12 protein-coding genes are annotated in these 15,886 nt (G+C 57.3%); 9 read left to right on the forward strand and 3 right to left on the reverse strand.

Annotated features, from left to right (window positions below):
• Window positions 1–22: 22 nt before the first annotated feature.
• Together B145_RS0105405 and tilS are read left to right on the forward strand one after the other, a co-directional pair.
• On the forward strand, window positions 23–988 hold the full coding sequence (locus B145_RS0105405; RefSeq protein WP_018605694.1) for an acetyl-CoA carboxylase carboxyltransferase subunit alpha: 966 nt from the start codon (window positions 23–25) through the stop codon (window positions 986–988).
• A complete protein-coding gene (gene tilS / locus B145_RS24515) occupies window positions 960–2,294 on the forward strand; it encodes a tRNA lysidine(34) synthetase TilS (RefSeq protein ID WP_083917619.1) in 1,335 nt (444 codons plus the stop codon). Before B145_RS0105405 ends, tilS begins: the two co-directional genes overlap by 29 nt.
• On the opposite strand, the gene B145_RS0105415 is transcribed toward tilS, so the two are convergent.
• The 3 genes from B145_RS0105415 to B145_RS0105425 form a co-directional block, all read right to left on the reverse strand.
• Window positions 2,255–4,228: an ATP-binding protein gene (locus tag B145_RS0105415; RefSeq protein ID WP_083917620.1), complete on the reverse strand. Its 1,974-nt coding sequence runs from the start codon at window positions 4,226–4,228 to the stop codon at window positions 2,255–2,257. The genes tilS and B145_RS0105415 overlap by 40 nt on opposite strands.
• A gap of 71 nt (window positions 4,229–4,299) precedes the next feature.
• Complete coding sequence (locus tag B145_RS0105420; protein ID WP_018605698.1) at window positions 4,300–4,653, reverse strand: Hpt domain-containing protein; 354 nt, start codon at window positions 4,651–4,653, stop codon at window positions 4,300–4,302.
• Between the two features lie 69 nt (window positions 4,654–4,722).
• Window positions 4,723–5,769 (reverse strand): HD domain-containing phosphohydrolase, encoded by a 1,047-nt coding sequence (locus B145_RS0105425; RefSeq protein WP_018605699.1) that lies wholly within the window; start codon window positions 5,767–5,769, stop codon window positions 4,723–4,725.
• Between the two features lie 518 nt (window positions 5,770–6,287).
• Here B145_RS0105425 and B145_RS0105430 point away from each other — a divergent pair.
• The 7 genes from B145_RS0105430 (at window position 6,288) to B145_RS0105460 (ending at window position 15,801) form a co-directional block, all read left to right on the forward strand.
• On the forward strand, window positions 6,288–8,156 hold the full coding sequence (locus B145_RS0105430) for an ABC transporter substrate-binding protein (protein ID WP_211209755.1): 1,869 nt from the start codon (window positions 6,288–6,290) through the stop codon (window positions 8,154–8,156).
• A 77-nt stretch (window positions 8,157–8,233) separates the two neighbouring features.
• Window positions 8,234–9,220 carry an ABC transporter permease gene (locus B145_RS0105435; protein WP_026258853.1) on the forward strand — a complete coding sequence of 329 codons (987 nt, stop codon included), beginning with the start codon at window positions 8,234–8,236 and terminating at the stop codon, window positions 9,218–9,220.
• Window positions 9,220–10,359 (forward strand): ABC transporter permease, encoded by a 1,140-nt coding sequence (locus B145_RS0105440; RefSeq protein WP_018605702.1) that lies wholly within the window; start codon window positions 9,220–9,222, stop codon window positions 10,357–10,359. Before B145_RS0105435 ends, B145_RS0105440 begins: the two co-directional genes overlap by 1 nt.
• A 20-nt stretch (window positions 10,360–10,379) precedes the next feature.
• Complete coding sequence (locus B145_RS0105445) at window positions 10,380–12,113, forward strand: ABC transporter ATP-binding protein (RefSeq protein WP_211209757.1); 1,734 nt, start codon at window positions 10,380–10,382, stop codon at window positions 12,111–12,113.
• Between the two features lie 344 nt (window positions 12,114–12,457).
• Window positions 12,458–13,459, forward strand: a complete 1,002-nt coding sequence (locus tag B145_RS0105450; protein WP_018605704.1) for a beta/alpha barrel domain-containing protein — start codon at window positions 12,458–12,460, stop codon at window positions 13,457–13,459.
• Window positions 13,456–14,481, forward strand: coding sequence for a carbohydrate kinase family protein (locus B145_RS0105455; RefSeq protein WP_018605705.1), 1,026 nt, complete (start codon window positions 13,456–13,458; stop codon window positions 14,479–14,481). The genes B145_RS0105450 and B145_RS0105455 overlap by 4 nt, the downstream gene beginning before the upstream one ends.
• 108 nt (window positions 14,482–14,589) lie before the next feature.
• Complete coding sequence (locus B145_RS0105460; RefSeq protein ID WP_026258855.1) at window positions 14,590–15,801, forward strand: hypothetical protein; 1,212 nt, start codon at window positions 14,590–14,592, stop codon at window positions 15,799–15,801.
• Window positions 15,802–15,886: the final 85 nt, after the last annotated feature.

A 15,886-nucleotide genomic window follows, 5' to 3' on the forward strand; every position in this document is an offset into this window, starting at 1 on the left:
CTTTTTCCAAAGCGACTTGTCTGTGAAGACCACTTTTCTCGACTTTGAGCAGCCGATCGCCGATCTTGAATCCAAGATTGAGGAACTGCGTTTCGTGCAAGATGATTCTGCGGTGGATATCTCCGAGGAGATCTCGCGCCTGGAAGCCAAACGATTGACCTTGACCAAGGATATCTACGCCAAGCTCTCGCCCTGGCAGATCGCCCAGGTGGCACGCCACCCCTCAAGGCCTTATACCCTGGATTACATCCAGCACATCTTTACCGATTTTGAAGAACTCCACGGTGATCGTGCCTTTGCGGACGACAAGGCCATCGTCGGGGGGCTTGCCCGCTTCAATGGCCAGAGCTGCATGGTGATTGGCCACCAGAAGGGGCGTGACACCAAGGAAAAGATTGCCCGCAATTTCGGCATGCCGCGCCCCGAGGGGTATCGCAAGGCATTGCGCCTGATGCGCATGGCTGAGAAGTTCAATGTGCCCATCTTTACTTTTGTGGATACCACGGGTGCCTGGCCGGGGATTGATGCTGAAGAGCGCGGCCAGTCTGAAGCCATTGGCCGCAATCTGTATGAAATGTCTGAACTGCGCGTGCCCATCGTGGTTACCGTCATCGGTGAAGGCGGCTCAGGGGGTGCCTTGGCGATTGGCGTGGGCGATACGGTGCTGATGCTGCAGTACTCCACCTACTCGGTCATCTCCCCCGAGGGCTGCGCCTCCATCCTGTGGAAGAGTGCAGACAAGGCTTCGGAAGCTGCCGAGATCATGGGGATCACCGCTGTGCGCCTGAAATCCATGGGGCTGATTGACAAGGTGGTCAACGAGCCGGTGGGTGGTGCTCACCGTGACCATCGTGCCACTGCGCAAACGCTCAAGCGCGCCTTGCAGGATAGCTTGCGCCAGCTGACCGAGCTGACACCTGACGAATTGGTGGCACGTCGCTTCGAGCGTCTGGTGAGTTATGGCAAATTCAAGGAGCAGGCTGCCTGAGCAGCTCTCGGAGCGGGTGGCGGCCAGCTTGGCGCCACTCATGCCGTGTGAAGGCGGGGCACTGGCTGTGCGTGTCGCCTTCAGCGGTGGCCTGGATTCGAGCGTGCTGTTGCACGTATTGGCAGGTTTGGCGCAGCGCATGCCCTTGGCGCTGCAAGCCTGTCATGTTCACCACGGCCTGAGTCTTCAGGCCGATGCCTGGAGTGCGCACTGCGCCCAGGTGTGCGAAACCCTCCGTATTCCCTTTGTGTTGCAGCACGTCCAAGTCTCCCGCCAGGATGCGGCAGGCCTAGAGGCGGCTGCGCGCCGCGCCCGCTATGAGGCTTTGGCGGAGGGCTGGCAGGGCTGGCTTGCCCTGGCGCATCACACCGATGATCAGGCAGAAACCCTGCTGTTCCGCCTGTGCCGTGGCGCAGGGGTGACAGGGGCTGCCAGCATGCGGGGAGTTGATCCAGTTCGCCGCCAGATCCGCCCCCTGCTGGGGGAGTCCCGCGCCGAGCTGGAAGTCTACGCCCGTGCGGAAGGATTGAGCTGGGTGGACGACGACAGCAATCCTGATCTGCGTTTTTCCCGTAACTATCTGCGACATCAGGTTTTTGCACCGCTACGTGAACGCTTTCCTGCAGTGGCTCAAAATCTTGCACGTAGCGCGGAGATCTTTGCTGAAAGCGACCAGTTGTTGGGTGAATTGGCGCAGATCGATGCTTGCGAGGTGGCTTTGGGGCAAGCGGGTAGTCGTCAGCGCTTTCAGGCTTTGTCGCACCCCCGTGTGCGCAATCTGTTGCGTCATTACCTGCGTGCGGCAGATGCCCTGTTGCCGGAAATGGCGAGGCTGGAGGATGGCTTGCGGCAATTGGCGGGGGAGGGGGCCGTGCGCTGGGTCTTTGGGCATTCGGCGGTTTGTGCCTACCGGGATCGGATCTGGTTGGAGCCTGCGGTGATTCCGCTGCCCCAGGCACTGGTTTGGCAGGGGCAGCGGGAGTTGCCCTGGGCTGGGGGGCGTCTATGCTTTCCCGAATCTTTTGCCTGCTCGGATGGCCGCGCGATACGCGTAGGTGTGCGCCAGATCGGTATGCATTGGCGCCTGGGGCCGGGGCGACCGCAGCGTGCGTTCAAGTTGCTCTGCCAGGATGTGGGGGTGCCGCCGTGGTGGCGGGAATACTTGCCCTGTGTGTGGAATGGCGAAGAACTGCTGTGGATTGGTGGTTTGGGGGCCGTGTCACCAGAAGGGCTGGATTGGGTGGGCGCTTGGCCTGCCTGCATGAGTCAGGCTGCAGGCTTGTCTTCTTCTCCTGCCGGGAGTTGAAGGAAAAAGCTGGTGCCCCCTGTAGCGGCTGGCTCGAACCAGAGCCGCCCGTTGTGCTGTTCGGCCACTGAGCGGCAGATTTTCAAGCCCATGCCCATGCCTTCTGGCTTGGTAGTGAAGAACGAATCAAACAGACGGTCGGCGATATGGCTCGGTACTCCGCTACCGTGGTCGGTGATGGCGATGCGTACTGAGTCTTCCTCCGTCAGCCATTGGCTGGACACCTGGAGCAGCCGGGCTGCTTCCGGGGTGTTCTGCATGGCATCCATACCATTGCGTAACAGGTTGATGATCACTTGCTCGATCAGGGTGCGATCTGCCTGGATTGTGGGGATATTTTTGCCCAGGCTGCATTCGATGCGCACTTTGCGCCGTTGTGCGTCGTTTTCCAGCACACCGATGGATTCGCGGATCGTGGGGTTGATATCCACGGCCTCACGCCGCGATTCGCTGCGTTTGACGAAGTCATAGATGCGATGCACGATGCGGCCCGCCCGCTGGGCCTGCTGATTTACTTTTTCCAGCACCTCCAGAAACTGTTTTTCGTTGTAGCGGCCGTTGCGCAGCGCATTTAGGCAGCCAGCGCTGTAACTGGCGATGGCAGACAGGGGCTGGTTGATTTCATGGGCCAGGGTGGAGGCCATTTCACCCATGCCGACCAGACGGGCAGTGGCCTCCAGGCGTTCTTGCTGGAGGCGCGCCAAGGCTTCGGCTTCTTTGCGTTCCGTGATGTCCAGCACTGAGCCCATCCATCCCCCCTGGTGCCCATCGGCATCAACCAAGGGGGCTTCCGAGACCAGGACATTGATGATGCGGCCATCGCGGTGCAGGAAGCGGGCTTCATGGGCGCTCTGGACTTCCGCCATGCCGGTGGCCGGGGTGTTGGTATGGTGCTCATCGGGCAAGCAATATGGCATGGGGGATGTGCAACCGACCAGTTCGTCGGACGACCAGCCGATCATCCGGCAAAAGGCGAGATTGACGTGGGTGATGCGGCCTGCGTCGTCACGTGCATACAGCCCGACCAGTGCCGAATTTTCCATGGCGAGGCGGAAGGCGTGTTCGCGGCGTAGCGCGCTCTCGGTGGTTTGCAGGCGCAACACGTGATTACGCAAGGCCCACATGCTCCAGGCAATGAGCAGGGTAAAGCCCAGCAGGGTGATGATGATCACCCCCGGGATGATGCGGGTGGCCGTCGGGGTGCTGCTGACGTTCATCCCGAGGCCGCCGATCTGGTCAAGCGAAATGTGGAATTCCGCTTCGCGCTCAGGCATGGTGCTGGAGGTGGTTCCAGCCAGTTCCTGGCCGTTATTGTCGGTCAGCACAAAACGATAGCGTTCGGCAAACCACCAGGGCACATGTTTTTCGATCAGGCGGGGGAGTGAGTAGCTGCCCACCACGTAGCCGCTGAATTTCTGTGAGCCAAATACCGGGATGACTGCCTCGATGGCATAGCTGCCATCGGCCTGCACGAAAGGCCGGGTGTAGGTCGGGCGGTTCAGTGCGCGGGCACGCTGGATTGCCACATCATGGTCGCCAGCAAGCATGACCGGCGCGCTGCTCGCCGGGAGTGTGGTGACGGTGTTGCCTTCCGCATCCAGCCATAGGATGGTGACCAGCCCCGAGCTGCCTTGCAACAGCGTGCGCACTTTTTCTTCCAGCGCATCGGACAAGTCTGCCGGGTTGGGGGCCAACAGGGTGCCAACCTGGGAGAGTACGCTTTCGGTGTTCTCCAGGTGGAATCGCAGGTTTTGCTCCATCCACAGCGAATCGCCCACCAGTGCGGTATGGCGCTCCTCATGCTCGGTTTTGAGCCCTAGCCAGATAAAACCGCCTACGATGCAGACGAGCAGAACAATAGTGACCAGTGGCAGCCACCAGTACCAGGAAATGGTCTGAGGCGTGCGTGCAGTAGGGGCCATAGAAGGTGTCATGGCCGAATGGTAAGCGAAACACAGCCATTTGACATGTTTTGCCTGTCAGAAGGCACACCGTGGGAAGCTGTTTAGGCGTTGTGCTCCAACTCAAGCACAAGCGCCTGGGCCAGTGTTTCAACCCCTTGCAACAACGCGGCTGCCAGAGCAGGATAGGCGGCAGCGTCTCCATCCTTGCAAGCGCGTTCCAGGCTTTGTGCGGTATTGACAGCGGCTTTTGCACCGAAATTGCCGACCGCGCTTTTCATGGCATGCGCGGCCGAATACAGCGCAGTGCTGTCTTGTGCCTGCAAAGCCAGGTTGATCTGTTCCTGTAGCCGTGGGTAATCGTCCAGAAACACCTTTGCCACTTCATGCAAAAGCCCCAGGTCGCCGCCGATTTGATTGAGCATCCAGGCTTTGTCAAAGCCTGAGGACGTATCCATGTTCATTTCTACATCACCACAGGTATGAAGGCAGGAAAAGGGAGTTTGGCACATCCCTTGGCATGTGTTTTAAACGCTTTGTGGCTCGTCCCTGTATTTTGCATGAATTTCTAAAATCTCCTCCCAGCAGGCATCGAAGGCTTCCGTACAGGCCGGGTCGAAGTGGCTGCCCGTCTGCTCCATCACATAATTTCTGGCGACATCCAGATCCCAGGCCTGTTTGTAGGGGCGCACCGAGGTCAAGGCATCGAAAACATCCGCGACCGCGACAATGCGTCCGCTGATGGGGATTGCTTCGCCCTGCTGTGCATGTGGATAGCCCGAGCCATCAAATTTTTCATGGTGGGTCAGGGCAATCTCTGCGGCTAACTGCAACACAGGTGAGGTGGAGTTTTTGAGAATCTCGTAGCCGATCACGGTGTGCTGGCGCATGATCTCAAATTCTTCCGGCGTGAGCTTGCCCGGCTTGAGCAGGATATGGTCAGGCGTGCCAAGTTTGCCTACGTCATGCATGGGCGCTGCCTGCAGGAGCTGTTCCACCATCGGTGGGGGCAGGCCTATCTGCCGGGCGATGGCCGCTGAGTAACTGGCCATGCGCAGTATGTGGTAGCCGGTTTCCGGATCGCGGAATTCAGCCGCCTTGGCCAGACGCATGACGGTTTCGCGCTCGCGGGCATGGATTTCCTCGGTGGCCTTGCGTACCTCTTCTGCCAAGAGGTCGGCACGTCGCGTTTCGGCAATCATGCTCTCGCGCAGTGCCAGCATATTGCGCACACGCGGGTTGAACTCATTCTTGTCGATGGGCTTGGTCAGGAAATCTGTGGCACCGGCTTCCAGTGCCGCGTAGCGGATCTCCTTGTCGGCGGCAGCCGTCACCATCAGGATGGGCAGGTTGCCCAGCTGCTCGCTGGCCCGGCAGTGGCGGATAAATTCCAGGCCATCCATGCGGGGCATCATGTAGTCAACAATGATCAGGTCAGGGGCGTCGGCCATGCACCAGGCCAAGCCTAACTCGGGCTCTGAAAATAATTTGCAATCGTGATCCCCCAGGCGTTTGACCAGGTTTTGCATCAGAACCAGATTGACCGGGGTGTCTTCAACGATGACGATATTCATGCCTGGGAGTCGAGGTTGTGGAGGCGGTTTGTGATCTTCGATCTTGTTGCGCCGATCTTACTCCTGTCGGGGGGCTGGTATGGAACTTCAAACCGACTTACGGTTGGCATGTCACTTCAGCATGGACGCTGAGGTATTGGTACGTCAAGGATATATCTGTTGTATTCAGCGGATTTCGAGGGGGCGACCAAGCACAGAATCTGAATCATTTCTAGGGGTTTTCCAGTGTTGCAAAAAAAAACACATGTTTTGTGCAATGCATCTAGCCAAAATCGTCAAATTAGGGAAAACTCTTATAAAACGATAAGCGCGGTTGATTTAGCTCAACTTGCAGGGAGGGGTCGATAGCTATTGTCCTTCTCGTAATCAATCGGTAACGGGCTGGTCGTTTTCCTGGTGTGTTGTGGTAAAAAGCGCATCCAGGTTGGTTGCAAATGCAACAAGCCTGTTTTTTTAACGCCAAGGAGGAAATGATGAGGTTGATCCCATCTCGACAACTGGCAATCGTGGTTGCAGCCATGGCTACATTGCCCATTGCGGCAAGTGCCTACACGCAAGCCCCGATGCTGGATAAGTTGGTGCAAGACAAGAAACTGGAACCGGTCGACAAGCGCCTGCCTGCCACCCCGCAAGTGATCAAGCCACTGGAAAAAGTGGGTGTCTATGGTGGAACCCTGCGTTCTGCACTGCGTGGTAACGGTGACTACAACGCGATCCTGCGTCTGGTCAGCCCGCAGAACTTTGTGCGTTGGACGATGGATTTCAACGGCATCGAGCCCAACCTGGCTGAAAAGTACGTTGTCAGCCCCGACGCTTCCGAATATACGTTCTCCTTGCGCAAAGGTACGCGCTGGTCTGATGGCACCCCGCTGACTGCGGATGACATCCTGTTCTCGATGAACGACCTGGTGTCCAACAAACAGTTCTACTCGAATAACCTGGCCCCGTTCACCGTGAATGACAAGCTGGTCCAGGTGAGCAAGGTGGATGACTACACCGTCAAGTTCAAATTTGCCGGTCCCTACATCTCCTTCCTGGAGCAGTTGGCCACCCCGCTGGCACAACATCCCTTGCTGTGGCAGAAGAAGTATTGCAGCCAGTTCCATCCGAAGTACAACCCGCACGTGGCTGACCTTGTGGCCAAGGAAAAGGCTAAGGACTGGGCGCAGCTGATGCGCAACAAGTGCGGCGACACGGAAATTGCCACGCGCTGGACCAACCCGGAACGTCCTACCCTGGACCCGTGGATCATCAAGGAACCCTACGGTGGCAGCGCCACCAAGGTGGTGCTGGAACGTAACCCGTTCTTCTGGCAAGTCGACACCAAGGGCCAGCAATTGCCCTACATCGACCGCGTGCAACTGTCGGTGATCTCCGAAGTGGAAACCATCGTGTTGGCAGCCATCAACGGCCAGCTCGACTTCCAACTGCGTCACATCTCCGGCATCCAGAACCGCCCGGTGCTGGCTGAAAACCAAGCCAAGGGTGCTTACAAGATCTTCGGCTCGGCCAACGTGAATGCCAATGCTGCCGGTTTGTGGCTGAACCAGTCGACCAAGAACGAAAAGCTCAAGAAGCTGATGCGCAACAAGGATTTCCGCGTGGCGCTGTCCTTGGCGATGGACCGCAAGGAAATCAATGACATCGTCTTCCTGGGCCAAGGCGCACCGTGGCAGCTCGGACCGTATGTCAGCACTTCCAAGTGGTTCAACCAGAAGCTCGGTACGCAATACACCGGCTTTGACGCGAAGCAGGCAGGTGAGCTGTTTGACAAGGTGGGTCTCTCCAAGCGTGATGCTGATGGCTTCCGTACCTATCCGGAAGGTGGCCGTGTGTCGATCAACGCAATTGCGATGATCTCCAACCCGGTCCACATCGACGTGCTCGAACTCATCCGCAAGCAATGGGCCAAGGCTGGTATCGAACTGGTGATCCAATCCTCCGAACGCACCCTGTTCTATGATCGTGCTGCTAACAATCAGTATGACATCAGCGTGGATGTGTTCTCCGGCGGTCAGGATGCTTCGCTCAACCCGCGTGCTTATCTGTCGATCCATCCGCAAGAATCGCGTATGAGCCTGGAATGGACCAAGTACTACCTGTCCAACGGCAAGAACGGTGAAAAGCCTTCGCCGAGCATGCAAAAGCGCCTGGATCTGTATGACAAATGGCAGACCGCCAAGTCTCAGGCTGAGGCAGACAAGCTCTTCAAGGAAATCATGGAAGAGGCTGCCAACGAGTTTGAACTGATCGGCACCATCCGTCCGGCACTGGAAACCGGCGTTCGCAAGGCCAACTTGATGAACGTGTACCAAAAGATGCCTTCGGGCTGGACCTATCCGACTCCGGGTCCAACGCTGCTCCAGCAGTGGTTCTTCGCCAAGTAATCTTGGCAGCGTGACAGCCTGGGGCGGCTTGCCCGCCCTGGGTTTCCCAGATAGTAGTCTTTAAAGCGAGACCTACCGTGCTTCAATATATATTTCGACGCATGCTGTCCGCGATTCCATTCATGTTCATGGTATCGCTTACAGTATTCATCCTCATCCAGTTACCTCCGGGTGACTTCGTTGACAGTTATGCCGCATCGCTGTCTGCCTCTGGCGAGGTGATCGATGCCGCCACCATGGCGGATATGCGCCACCGGTTCGGTCTCGATCAGAATATCCTGATGCAGTATTTCCAGTGGATGAGCGGCATCATCCTTCACGGCGACTTCGGCTATTCCTTCGAATGGAACAGCCCCGTCTCCGCCCTGTTGTGGGAACGTATGGGCTTGACTCTGATCCTGTCCATCTGCACCCTGATGCTGACCTGGATGATCGCACTGCCCATCGGCATTTATTCCGCCGTGCGCCGTTACTCGATTGGTGACTACTTCTTCACCCTGGTTGGTTTCGTCGGTCTGGCCGTGCCCCAATTCCTGTTGGCATTGGTCATGATGTTTGCCGGGGTAAAATATTTTGGCATCGATGTGACCGGTCTTTTCTCTCAGGATTACGCCAACGCGCCCTGGTCCTGGGACCGTGTGGTTGACCTCCTGAAGCACCTGTGGATTCCGATGATCATTCTGGGCACGGCTTCTTCGGCCAGCCTGATCCGGATCATGCGTGCCAACCTGATCGACCAGCTCTACATGCCCTACGTGGTGACTGCCCGTGCCAAGGGTCTGTCTGAAACCAAGCTGTTGCTCAAGTATCCGGTGCGTATCGCCCTGAACCCGTTTGTAAGCTCGATTGGCTGGATTCTGCCCAACCTGATTTCGGGTGCGGTGATCACCTCCATCGTGCTGAACCTGCAGACCGTAGGTCCGCAGTTGTACCAATCCCTGTTGTCGCAAGATATTTACCTGTCTGGCGCCATCCTGTTGTTGATCTGTCTGCTGACCGTGGTTGGCATGCTGATCTCCGACATTCTCCTTGTCCTTCTTGACCCGCGTATCAGGTTCGAATAATGAGCGAAACGAATAAAACCGACGCCACGGTAAACATGGCCAATCTGCGGGGAGGCGTTGAATATGCCTCGCAATGGAGACTGATGTGGGATCGCTTCCGCAAGCACCGTCTCGCCCTGGTCAGTATGTTCATTGTCCTGGCCTTCTACAGCATTGCACTGATTGCAGAATTCCTTGCTCCGTTCGCACCGGACGAGGCTGATGCCAAGAAAGTGTTCCATCCGCCGCAGATGATTCATCTGTTCGACACAACGAATGGTTTCAAGTTCGCGCCCTACGCTGAAGCCTATACGCTGACCCGTGATCCGGAAACCCTGGCCCCGATCTATGTGCTCGACAAGGAGCACAAGGTTGCGGTCACGATGTTCGCCCACGGTTTCAAGTACAACTTCCTGGGCTTGATTCCGACCGACATCCACCTGTTCGGACCGAAGACCCACGGAGAAACCTTCTTCGTGTTCGGTTCCGACCGGAATGGCCGCGACATGTTCAGCCGCATCATCTATGGTGCCCGCTTTACCCTGTCGCTGGGCCTGATCGGGGTGACCTTGTCGGTGACCATCGGGATTATGCTCGGCGGGGTATCCGGCTATTACGGTGGCAAGATCGACTGGGTGATCCAGCGCTTGGTGGAATACATCCTCTCGCTGCCCACGATCCCCATCTGGCTGGCCCTGGCTGCTGCGCTGCCCAAGAACTGGCCGCCGCACCTCCAGTACATGGCCGTGACGGTGATCATTTCGCTGATCGGTTGGACCCACTTGGCACGGGTGATCCGTGGCCGCTTCCTCTCCATGCGGGGTGAAGTGTTCGTGATCGCGGCCAAGTTGGACGGGTGTTCGGAAGCCCGCGTGATCTTCCGTCACATGCTGCCTTCCCTGGCTTCGCACATCATTGCGGCTGTGACACTGGCAATTCCTTCGATGGTGTTGGCGGAAACCTCGCTGTCCTTCCTGGGCCTAGGCCTGCAACCGCCAGCCATCAGTTGGGGCGTGCTGCTCAAGGAAGCCCAGAACATCCGTTCGATCTCTGCTGCGCCCTGGCTGTTCCTGCCGGGTGCTGCAGTGGTGATGGCGGTGTTGTCGCTGAACTTCATGGGTGATGGTCTGCGCGATGCTGCTGACCCGTACTCGCACTAATTCAGGAAATGGTTGATATCGTGAATACTGCAGCTACCAATAACGACGTCATTCTTGATGTCCGTCACCTCAAGACCTATTTCGGGACGGGTGACAAGGCGGTGCGTGCCGTCGATGACGTGAGCTTCCAGCTCAAGCGCGGCAAGACGCTCTGTATCGTGGGTGAGTCCGGTTCGGGTAAATCCGTGACCGCTCGCTCCATCCTCCAGATCGTGGACCCCCCCGGCAAGATCATGGACGGCGAGATCCTGTACTACGGCAAGGATGCCAAGGGGCAGGATCTGGCTAGGCTCGACGAACGTGGCAAGGAAATCCGCTCCATCCGGGGCCATGAAATTGCCATGATCTTCCAGGAGCCGATGACCTCGTTGTCGCCCATCCACACGATTGGTGACCAGATCATTGAAGCCATCCTGTTGCACCAGGATGTCAACAAGGAAGAGGCGAAGAACCGTGCGATCGAGATGCTGCGCAAGGTTGAAATCCCCAACCCTGCCGTAGCCATTGAAAAGTACACCTTCGAATATTCGGGCGGCATGCGTCAGCGCGCCATGATTGCTATGGCACTGGCCTGCAACCCGAAGATTTTGATCGCCGATGAACCGACCACCGCGCTGGACGTGACCACCCAGGCCGAAATCCTGGCGTTGATCAAGAACCTGCAGGAACAATACGGCATGGCCGTGCTGTTCATTACCCATGACATGGGGGTAGTGGCCGAGATCGCTGACGAAATCGGCGTGATGAAGAACGGGCACCTGCTGGAGTTCGGTACGGCCGAAGAAGTGTTCTACACGGCCAAGAACGACTACACCCGCGAGTTGATTGATTCGGTGCGCAAGCTCGAAACTTCTGCCCGTAAGGCGCGCAAGAACACCACGACCGACCAGAAGCTTATGGAAGTGCGTGGCGTCTCCAAGATCTATCCGGGGCGCAAGGGCTTCCTGGGTGGCAAGACCAGCGCCCCGTTCAAGGCGCTCGACAATGTGTCGATCGACCTGTATGAAGGTGAAAACTTGGGGATCGTGGGTGAATCCGGTTCCGGCAAGACCACGCTGGGCAACTGCATCATCCGCGTGCTCAACCCCTCGGGTGGCGAAGTGCTCTACCGCATGGGTTCCGGTCAGATCGTCGATCTGGCCAAGGCTGGCACGCATGATTTGCGCGAAGTCCACCAGGAAATCCGCATGGTCTTCCAAGACCCGTTCGCCTCGCTGAACCCGCGTATGACGATTGCCCAGATCGTGGGCGAGCCGCTGCTGGTCAGTGGCAAGGCCAAGGGGCAGGCACTGCGCGACCGCGTGACCGAACTGCTGGCTACGGTGGGGTTGCCTGCGATGGCATTGGACCGCTACCCGCACGCCTTCTCCGGCGGTCAGCGGCAACGGATCGGTATCGCCCGCGCCCTGGCTTGCAACCCGCGTCTGATTATCGCTGATGAAGCCACTTCGGCTCTGGACGTGACGCTGCGTTCGCAGATTCTCGACCTGTTGCTGGATCTGCAGGAAAAGCTCAATCTCAGCTTTATCCTGGTCTCGCACGATATCGGCGTGATTCGTTACTTCTGCGACCGCGTGGCCGTGATGTACAAGGGGCAGTTGGTGGAAGTCGGCGAAGCCGAAAAGATCTGCTCGGCACCGGATCATGCCTACACCAAGGCGCTGATCTCCGCTGTGCCAGGCACCCACCCGCAAGACAAGCGCATCATGAACCGCCACCGCTACAACGCTGAGGCGCCAAGCAAGGTCGCTTGATCTGTCTGCCGCGTTATGCAAAAGGCTGCCCGATTTTCGGGCAGCCTTTTTGTTTTTTTGCGACAGGGATCACGGTCGGCGCCACTGCAACATCCAGACCCACAGCGGGGTATTCGCCGAGAATGCAAAGCCCACCCCTATCTTGCGTAATGACACGTCTGTCTCTTCATCTGATTGCGTACTAAGCCAAGCAGACCATACGCCCAAATACGGGTACGGAATTTTGAGGCGCGGCTTTTTCGCCACAGATGGAGATGCAGGTGTCGGCGGGATTATCATTTCGCCAAACAAGCATGTCGCAAAATCACTGCGCCGCGCATATCACAATACCGAGAGGAGACAGCATGAAAAGCCTGGATAGCAAACTTGCCCGCATGCGTAGTGGGCACTATCAGCCGAGCGACTTCATCATCGCCGACGCCAAAGATGCCGAAATGGCGACGGGCCTGATGGCGCCTGGCCCTGCGCGAGATGCCCATGGAAATACCCTGGAGGCGCAGATTGCACCCCGCGCCGCCTATTTTGCGGCGATCCGGCAGATGGTTCAATCCGGGCTTGTCGACATCATGCTCATGAGTGCGGCCATGGGCGAGGCGCTGGTGGCAGAAAATGTCTTCGCCCACAGCCCGGTGACCCCGGCAGTGCGCTACAACGATACCACTGACATCTGGTCGCCTCGTGGCGGAGCCTATCTGCATGAACCGTCTGTGCCACACCGCACTGCGCGGCTGGATCAGGTGCGCAGATTCGTGGATCTGGGCCTGTATTCGGTCACTTTCTCCAACCGGGTGGCAGAGGATATTCGCACGCTCGAAGCCTATGCCGCTTTCCGGGTCGAGGCCCAGGCAGCAGGCGTCCGGCATTTCCTGGAAGTGTTCAATCCGGCTTTCTCGATAGGCGTGGCGCCTACGCAAATTGGATTTTATATTGCCGATTGCATAACGCGATGTCTGGCCGGGATGGTCAGTGCCGAGGCCCCGCTATTCCTCAAGATCGCCTACAACGGGCGAGCTGCAATGGAGCAACTGAGCAGTTACGACCCCGGACGGATCATTGTCGGCATCCTCGGGGGCGCCAAGGGAACCACGCGCGATACCTTTGAATTGTTGGCACGTGCCGAAGCCGCCGGTGCGCGCGTGGCACTGTTTGGGCGCAAGATCAACTACGCCGAAGACCCACTTGCCCTTGTGACCCTGATGCGTCACGTCGTGGCGCACGAAATCAGCCCCCAGGATGCCGTGCATGCCTATCACGACACGCTGCATAAAAAAGGACTGCGCCCGCTGCGGATGCTGGATGACGATCAGCTACTCAGTGATCCGGTTCTGCGTGCGGAGGCGGCATGAGTACCACCCGCTCCGGCGTGATTTGTGGCGGCTGCTGGCTGGTGGATCACAACAACTCGATCGCGCACTGGCCAGAGGAAGAAACACTGGCGAATATCCTGACGCGTACCACGGATGGGGGCGGCCCGGCGCACAACATGGCCATTGATCTGGCCCGGCTGGGCGCAACATTTCCTCTGTGGGCGATGGGCGCGGTCGGGGCTGATGATGCGGGACGATTCTTGCAGGCATCATGTCATCAACATGGCATTGATGCCTCGCGCCTGCGGGTGATAGAAAATGTAGCGACTTCACATACGGATGTCATGACCGTGGCGTCAAGTGGCAAGCGTACCTTCTTTCATCACCAAGGGGCGAATGCCCACTTGAGCCCCGATGATTTTGATTTCAGCGATATTCCCGCACGTATCCTGCACCTTGGCGCCCCTGGCATTCACGCCAGGATGGATGCCCCGTGGCAAGAGGAGGCGAACGGCTGGGTCGGCGTGCTGAAAAGAGCCAGAAATCAAGGTATTTGGACGAATCTGGAAATGATCTCCGCCGAACCGGCAGAAATCCGTCATCTGGTCGGGCCGTGCCTACCACATCTGGATAGCCTCATCATCAATGATTACGAAGCCGGGGCGCTCAGTGGCATCAATATTGTGTGCGGCGGGCTGACCGATGTGGCAGCGGCGAGACGTGCGGCACTTAACCTGCTCGGTGCCGCAAGCCTGCAATGTGTGGTGATTCATTATCCCACCGGATGCGTTGCGGCCAGCCGTGGTGAGAGTAATGTCATAATTCACCCCTCGGTGCAGGTGCCACCGGAGGCGATTGTAGGGGCCAATGGCGCAGGGGACGCTTTTGCTGCTGGGGTATTGTATGGCCTGCATGAAAAATGGCCTTTACATGAGGGGTTGGAACTCGGGCTCGCCGCCGCAGCCTCCGCCTTGCGTTCAGTCTCCACGACGGGTGCGGTTGCTACCGTGGAAGAATGCAAAGGGCTCATCAGGCGCTGGGGCTGGCGTGCCGTGTCATGATGTTTGAAGGATCAAGGAATCGCATGGCATGTTACTGGGTAGCATGTGGAATGGTTTAAAACGTCAAGCCCGGTTAGTGTTGGGGGACGTGCTTTTCAAGAGAGCCTTATGCCTAACGCCATAAATAGCCAAGTGTTCGAGTTCCGTTCTAATCCATCTATCTTTGATGAAGCCAAACAAAAGAGGATTCTCTGGTGCCTTGTGACGTTGGCGGTTGTTGTGTTGATAGTGCTGTATTTTGGTGCGGAAAAGGAGCCGGGAATTGGCGCCTGGGTAGCATGGCGAGACAGTTGCTTACGTAACCCGATTTTGTTGGTGGTTGTTTTGCAAGCCGTCATCTGTTTTTTGACCATTAAAATTCAGGCTTTGCAACGCCGGAGTTCCTTGGTGATAGATGCGGATGCACTGACGCATCGTTGCGATGTGCCACGTGTCTTGAAGCCATTTCTGCGTTGGAATTGGCGCATCCCTCTGCGGGAGATCGTGGCGGTTGAAATTGTCCCGCAGCCTGTGCAGGCACACATCACTAGTCTGGAAACTGCCTTCTTGCGCATTCAGACGCGGGAGAGGCTTCCTCGTATGCTGACGCCAGCAAGTTGGCATGTTTTAGGGTATCCCATTCGGGTGGAATTGATACCTGCCCGCAAAATAGGCCCTTTCTCCAGCTCGCAAACCTTGTGGACTTTGCCGGAAAATCAGTGCATTTTGCGTGAGGCATTGAATGGCCTGCCTCTGGTCAGGGCTTTGCGGGAGCGTGGAATATCCGTTGTGGACAAGATATCCACAACGGATGCGATAAGCCAAGATATGCTCGCTCATCGCGCTGTGAAATTTGCGCTGACAGTCGGTTTACTCCTTGTGACCTCATCGCTGTTATTGATGATGTGGCGCGCCAACCAACATCTTCAAATGTCTTTTTCCATTTGGGTGTATGCAGGATTGGTTGCTGCCGCCCTCGCGGTCATGGGGCTGTTTTCTTGGCAGGAAACCAAGTGCGCTCCAATTGCGCATAGCGTTGCTGCAATGTTTATTTTGTGTGTAGGGATTAGCATGGCATTTCAGCCCTTGATTTTGTTTGCCAATGGTTTTTTGTATGACATGGAGCAGACACAGGCTTTTGTTGCGGAAGCCGGGGTGCTCAAACCTGTTGGCGCTCAGAGTGGGATTGGCCGGATCGAATTGCCTGGCTTCCAAAGCCGTATTGCGTGGCTCAAGGACGGAACGCACCTGCAGCTTACTGTAAAGCAAGGCCGTCTGGGATTGTGGGAGTATGACGATGCCCCGTTGCGTGTAGCAGCGGATGCCCAGGGAATCCGCTAGAGGCGGTGGGATATATGCATTTGGAGTATGTTGTGGATTGTGTTCACCAGAATCTGGAACGCTAGAGGTTTTCTGCAGCTGAAAA

The sequence above is a fragment of the Uliginosibacterium gangwonense DSM 18521 genome, from assembly GCF_000373965.1.
GTDB classification, from domain to species: Bacteria; Pseudomonadota; Gammaproteobacteria; order Burkholderiales; family Rhodocyclaceae; genus Uliginosibacterium; species Uliginosibacterium gangwonense.

Bases quoted from the DNA above. Each gene is read 5' to 3' on its own strand.
- B145_RS0105415 (WP_083917620.1), bottom strand. From the start codon at position 4,228: ATGACACCTTCTATGGCCCCTACTGCACGCACGCCTCAGACCATTTCC.
- B145_RS0105425 (WP_018605699.1), bottom strand. From the start codon at position 5,769: ATGAATATCGTCATCGTTGAAGACACCCCGGTCAATCTGGTTCTGATG.
- B145_RS0105420 (WP_018605698.1), bottom strand. From the start codon at position 4,653: ATGGATACGTCCTCAGGCTTTGACAAAGCCTGGATGCTCAATCAAATC.
- B145_RS0105460 (WP_026258855.1), top strand. From the start codon at position 14,590: ATGCCTAACGCCATAAATAGCCAAGTGTTCGAGTTCCGTTCTAATCCA.
- B145_RS0105440 (WP_018605702.1), top strand. From the start codon at position 9,220: ATGAGCGAAACGAATAAAACCGACGCCACGGTAAACATGGCCAATCTG.
- tilS (WP_083917619.1), top strand. From the start codon at position 960: ATGGCAAATTCAAGGAGCAGGCTGCCTGAGCAGCTCTCGGAGCGGGTG.
- B145_RS0105450 (WP_018605704.1), top strand. From the start codon at position 12,458: ATGAAAAGCCTGGATAGCAAACTTGCCCGCATGCGTAGTGGGCACTAT.
- B145_RS0105455 (WP_018605705.1), top strand. From the start codon at position 13,456: ATGAGTACCACCCGCTCCGGCGTGATTTGTGGCGGCTGCTGGCTGGTG.
- B145_RS0105430 (WP_211209755.1), top strand. From the start codon at position 6,288: ATGGCTACATTGCCCATTGCGGCAAGTGCCTACACGCAAGCCCCGATG.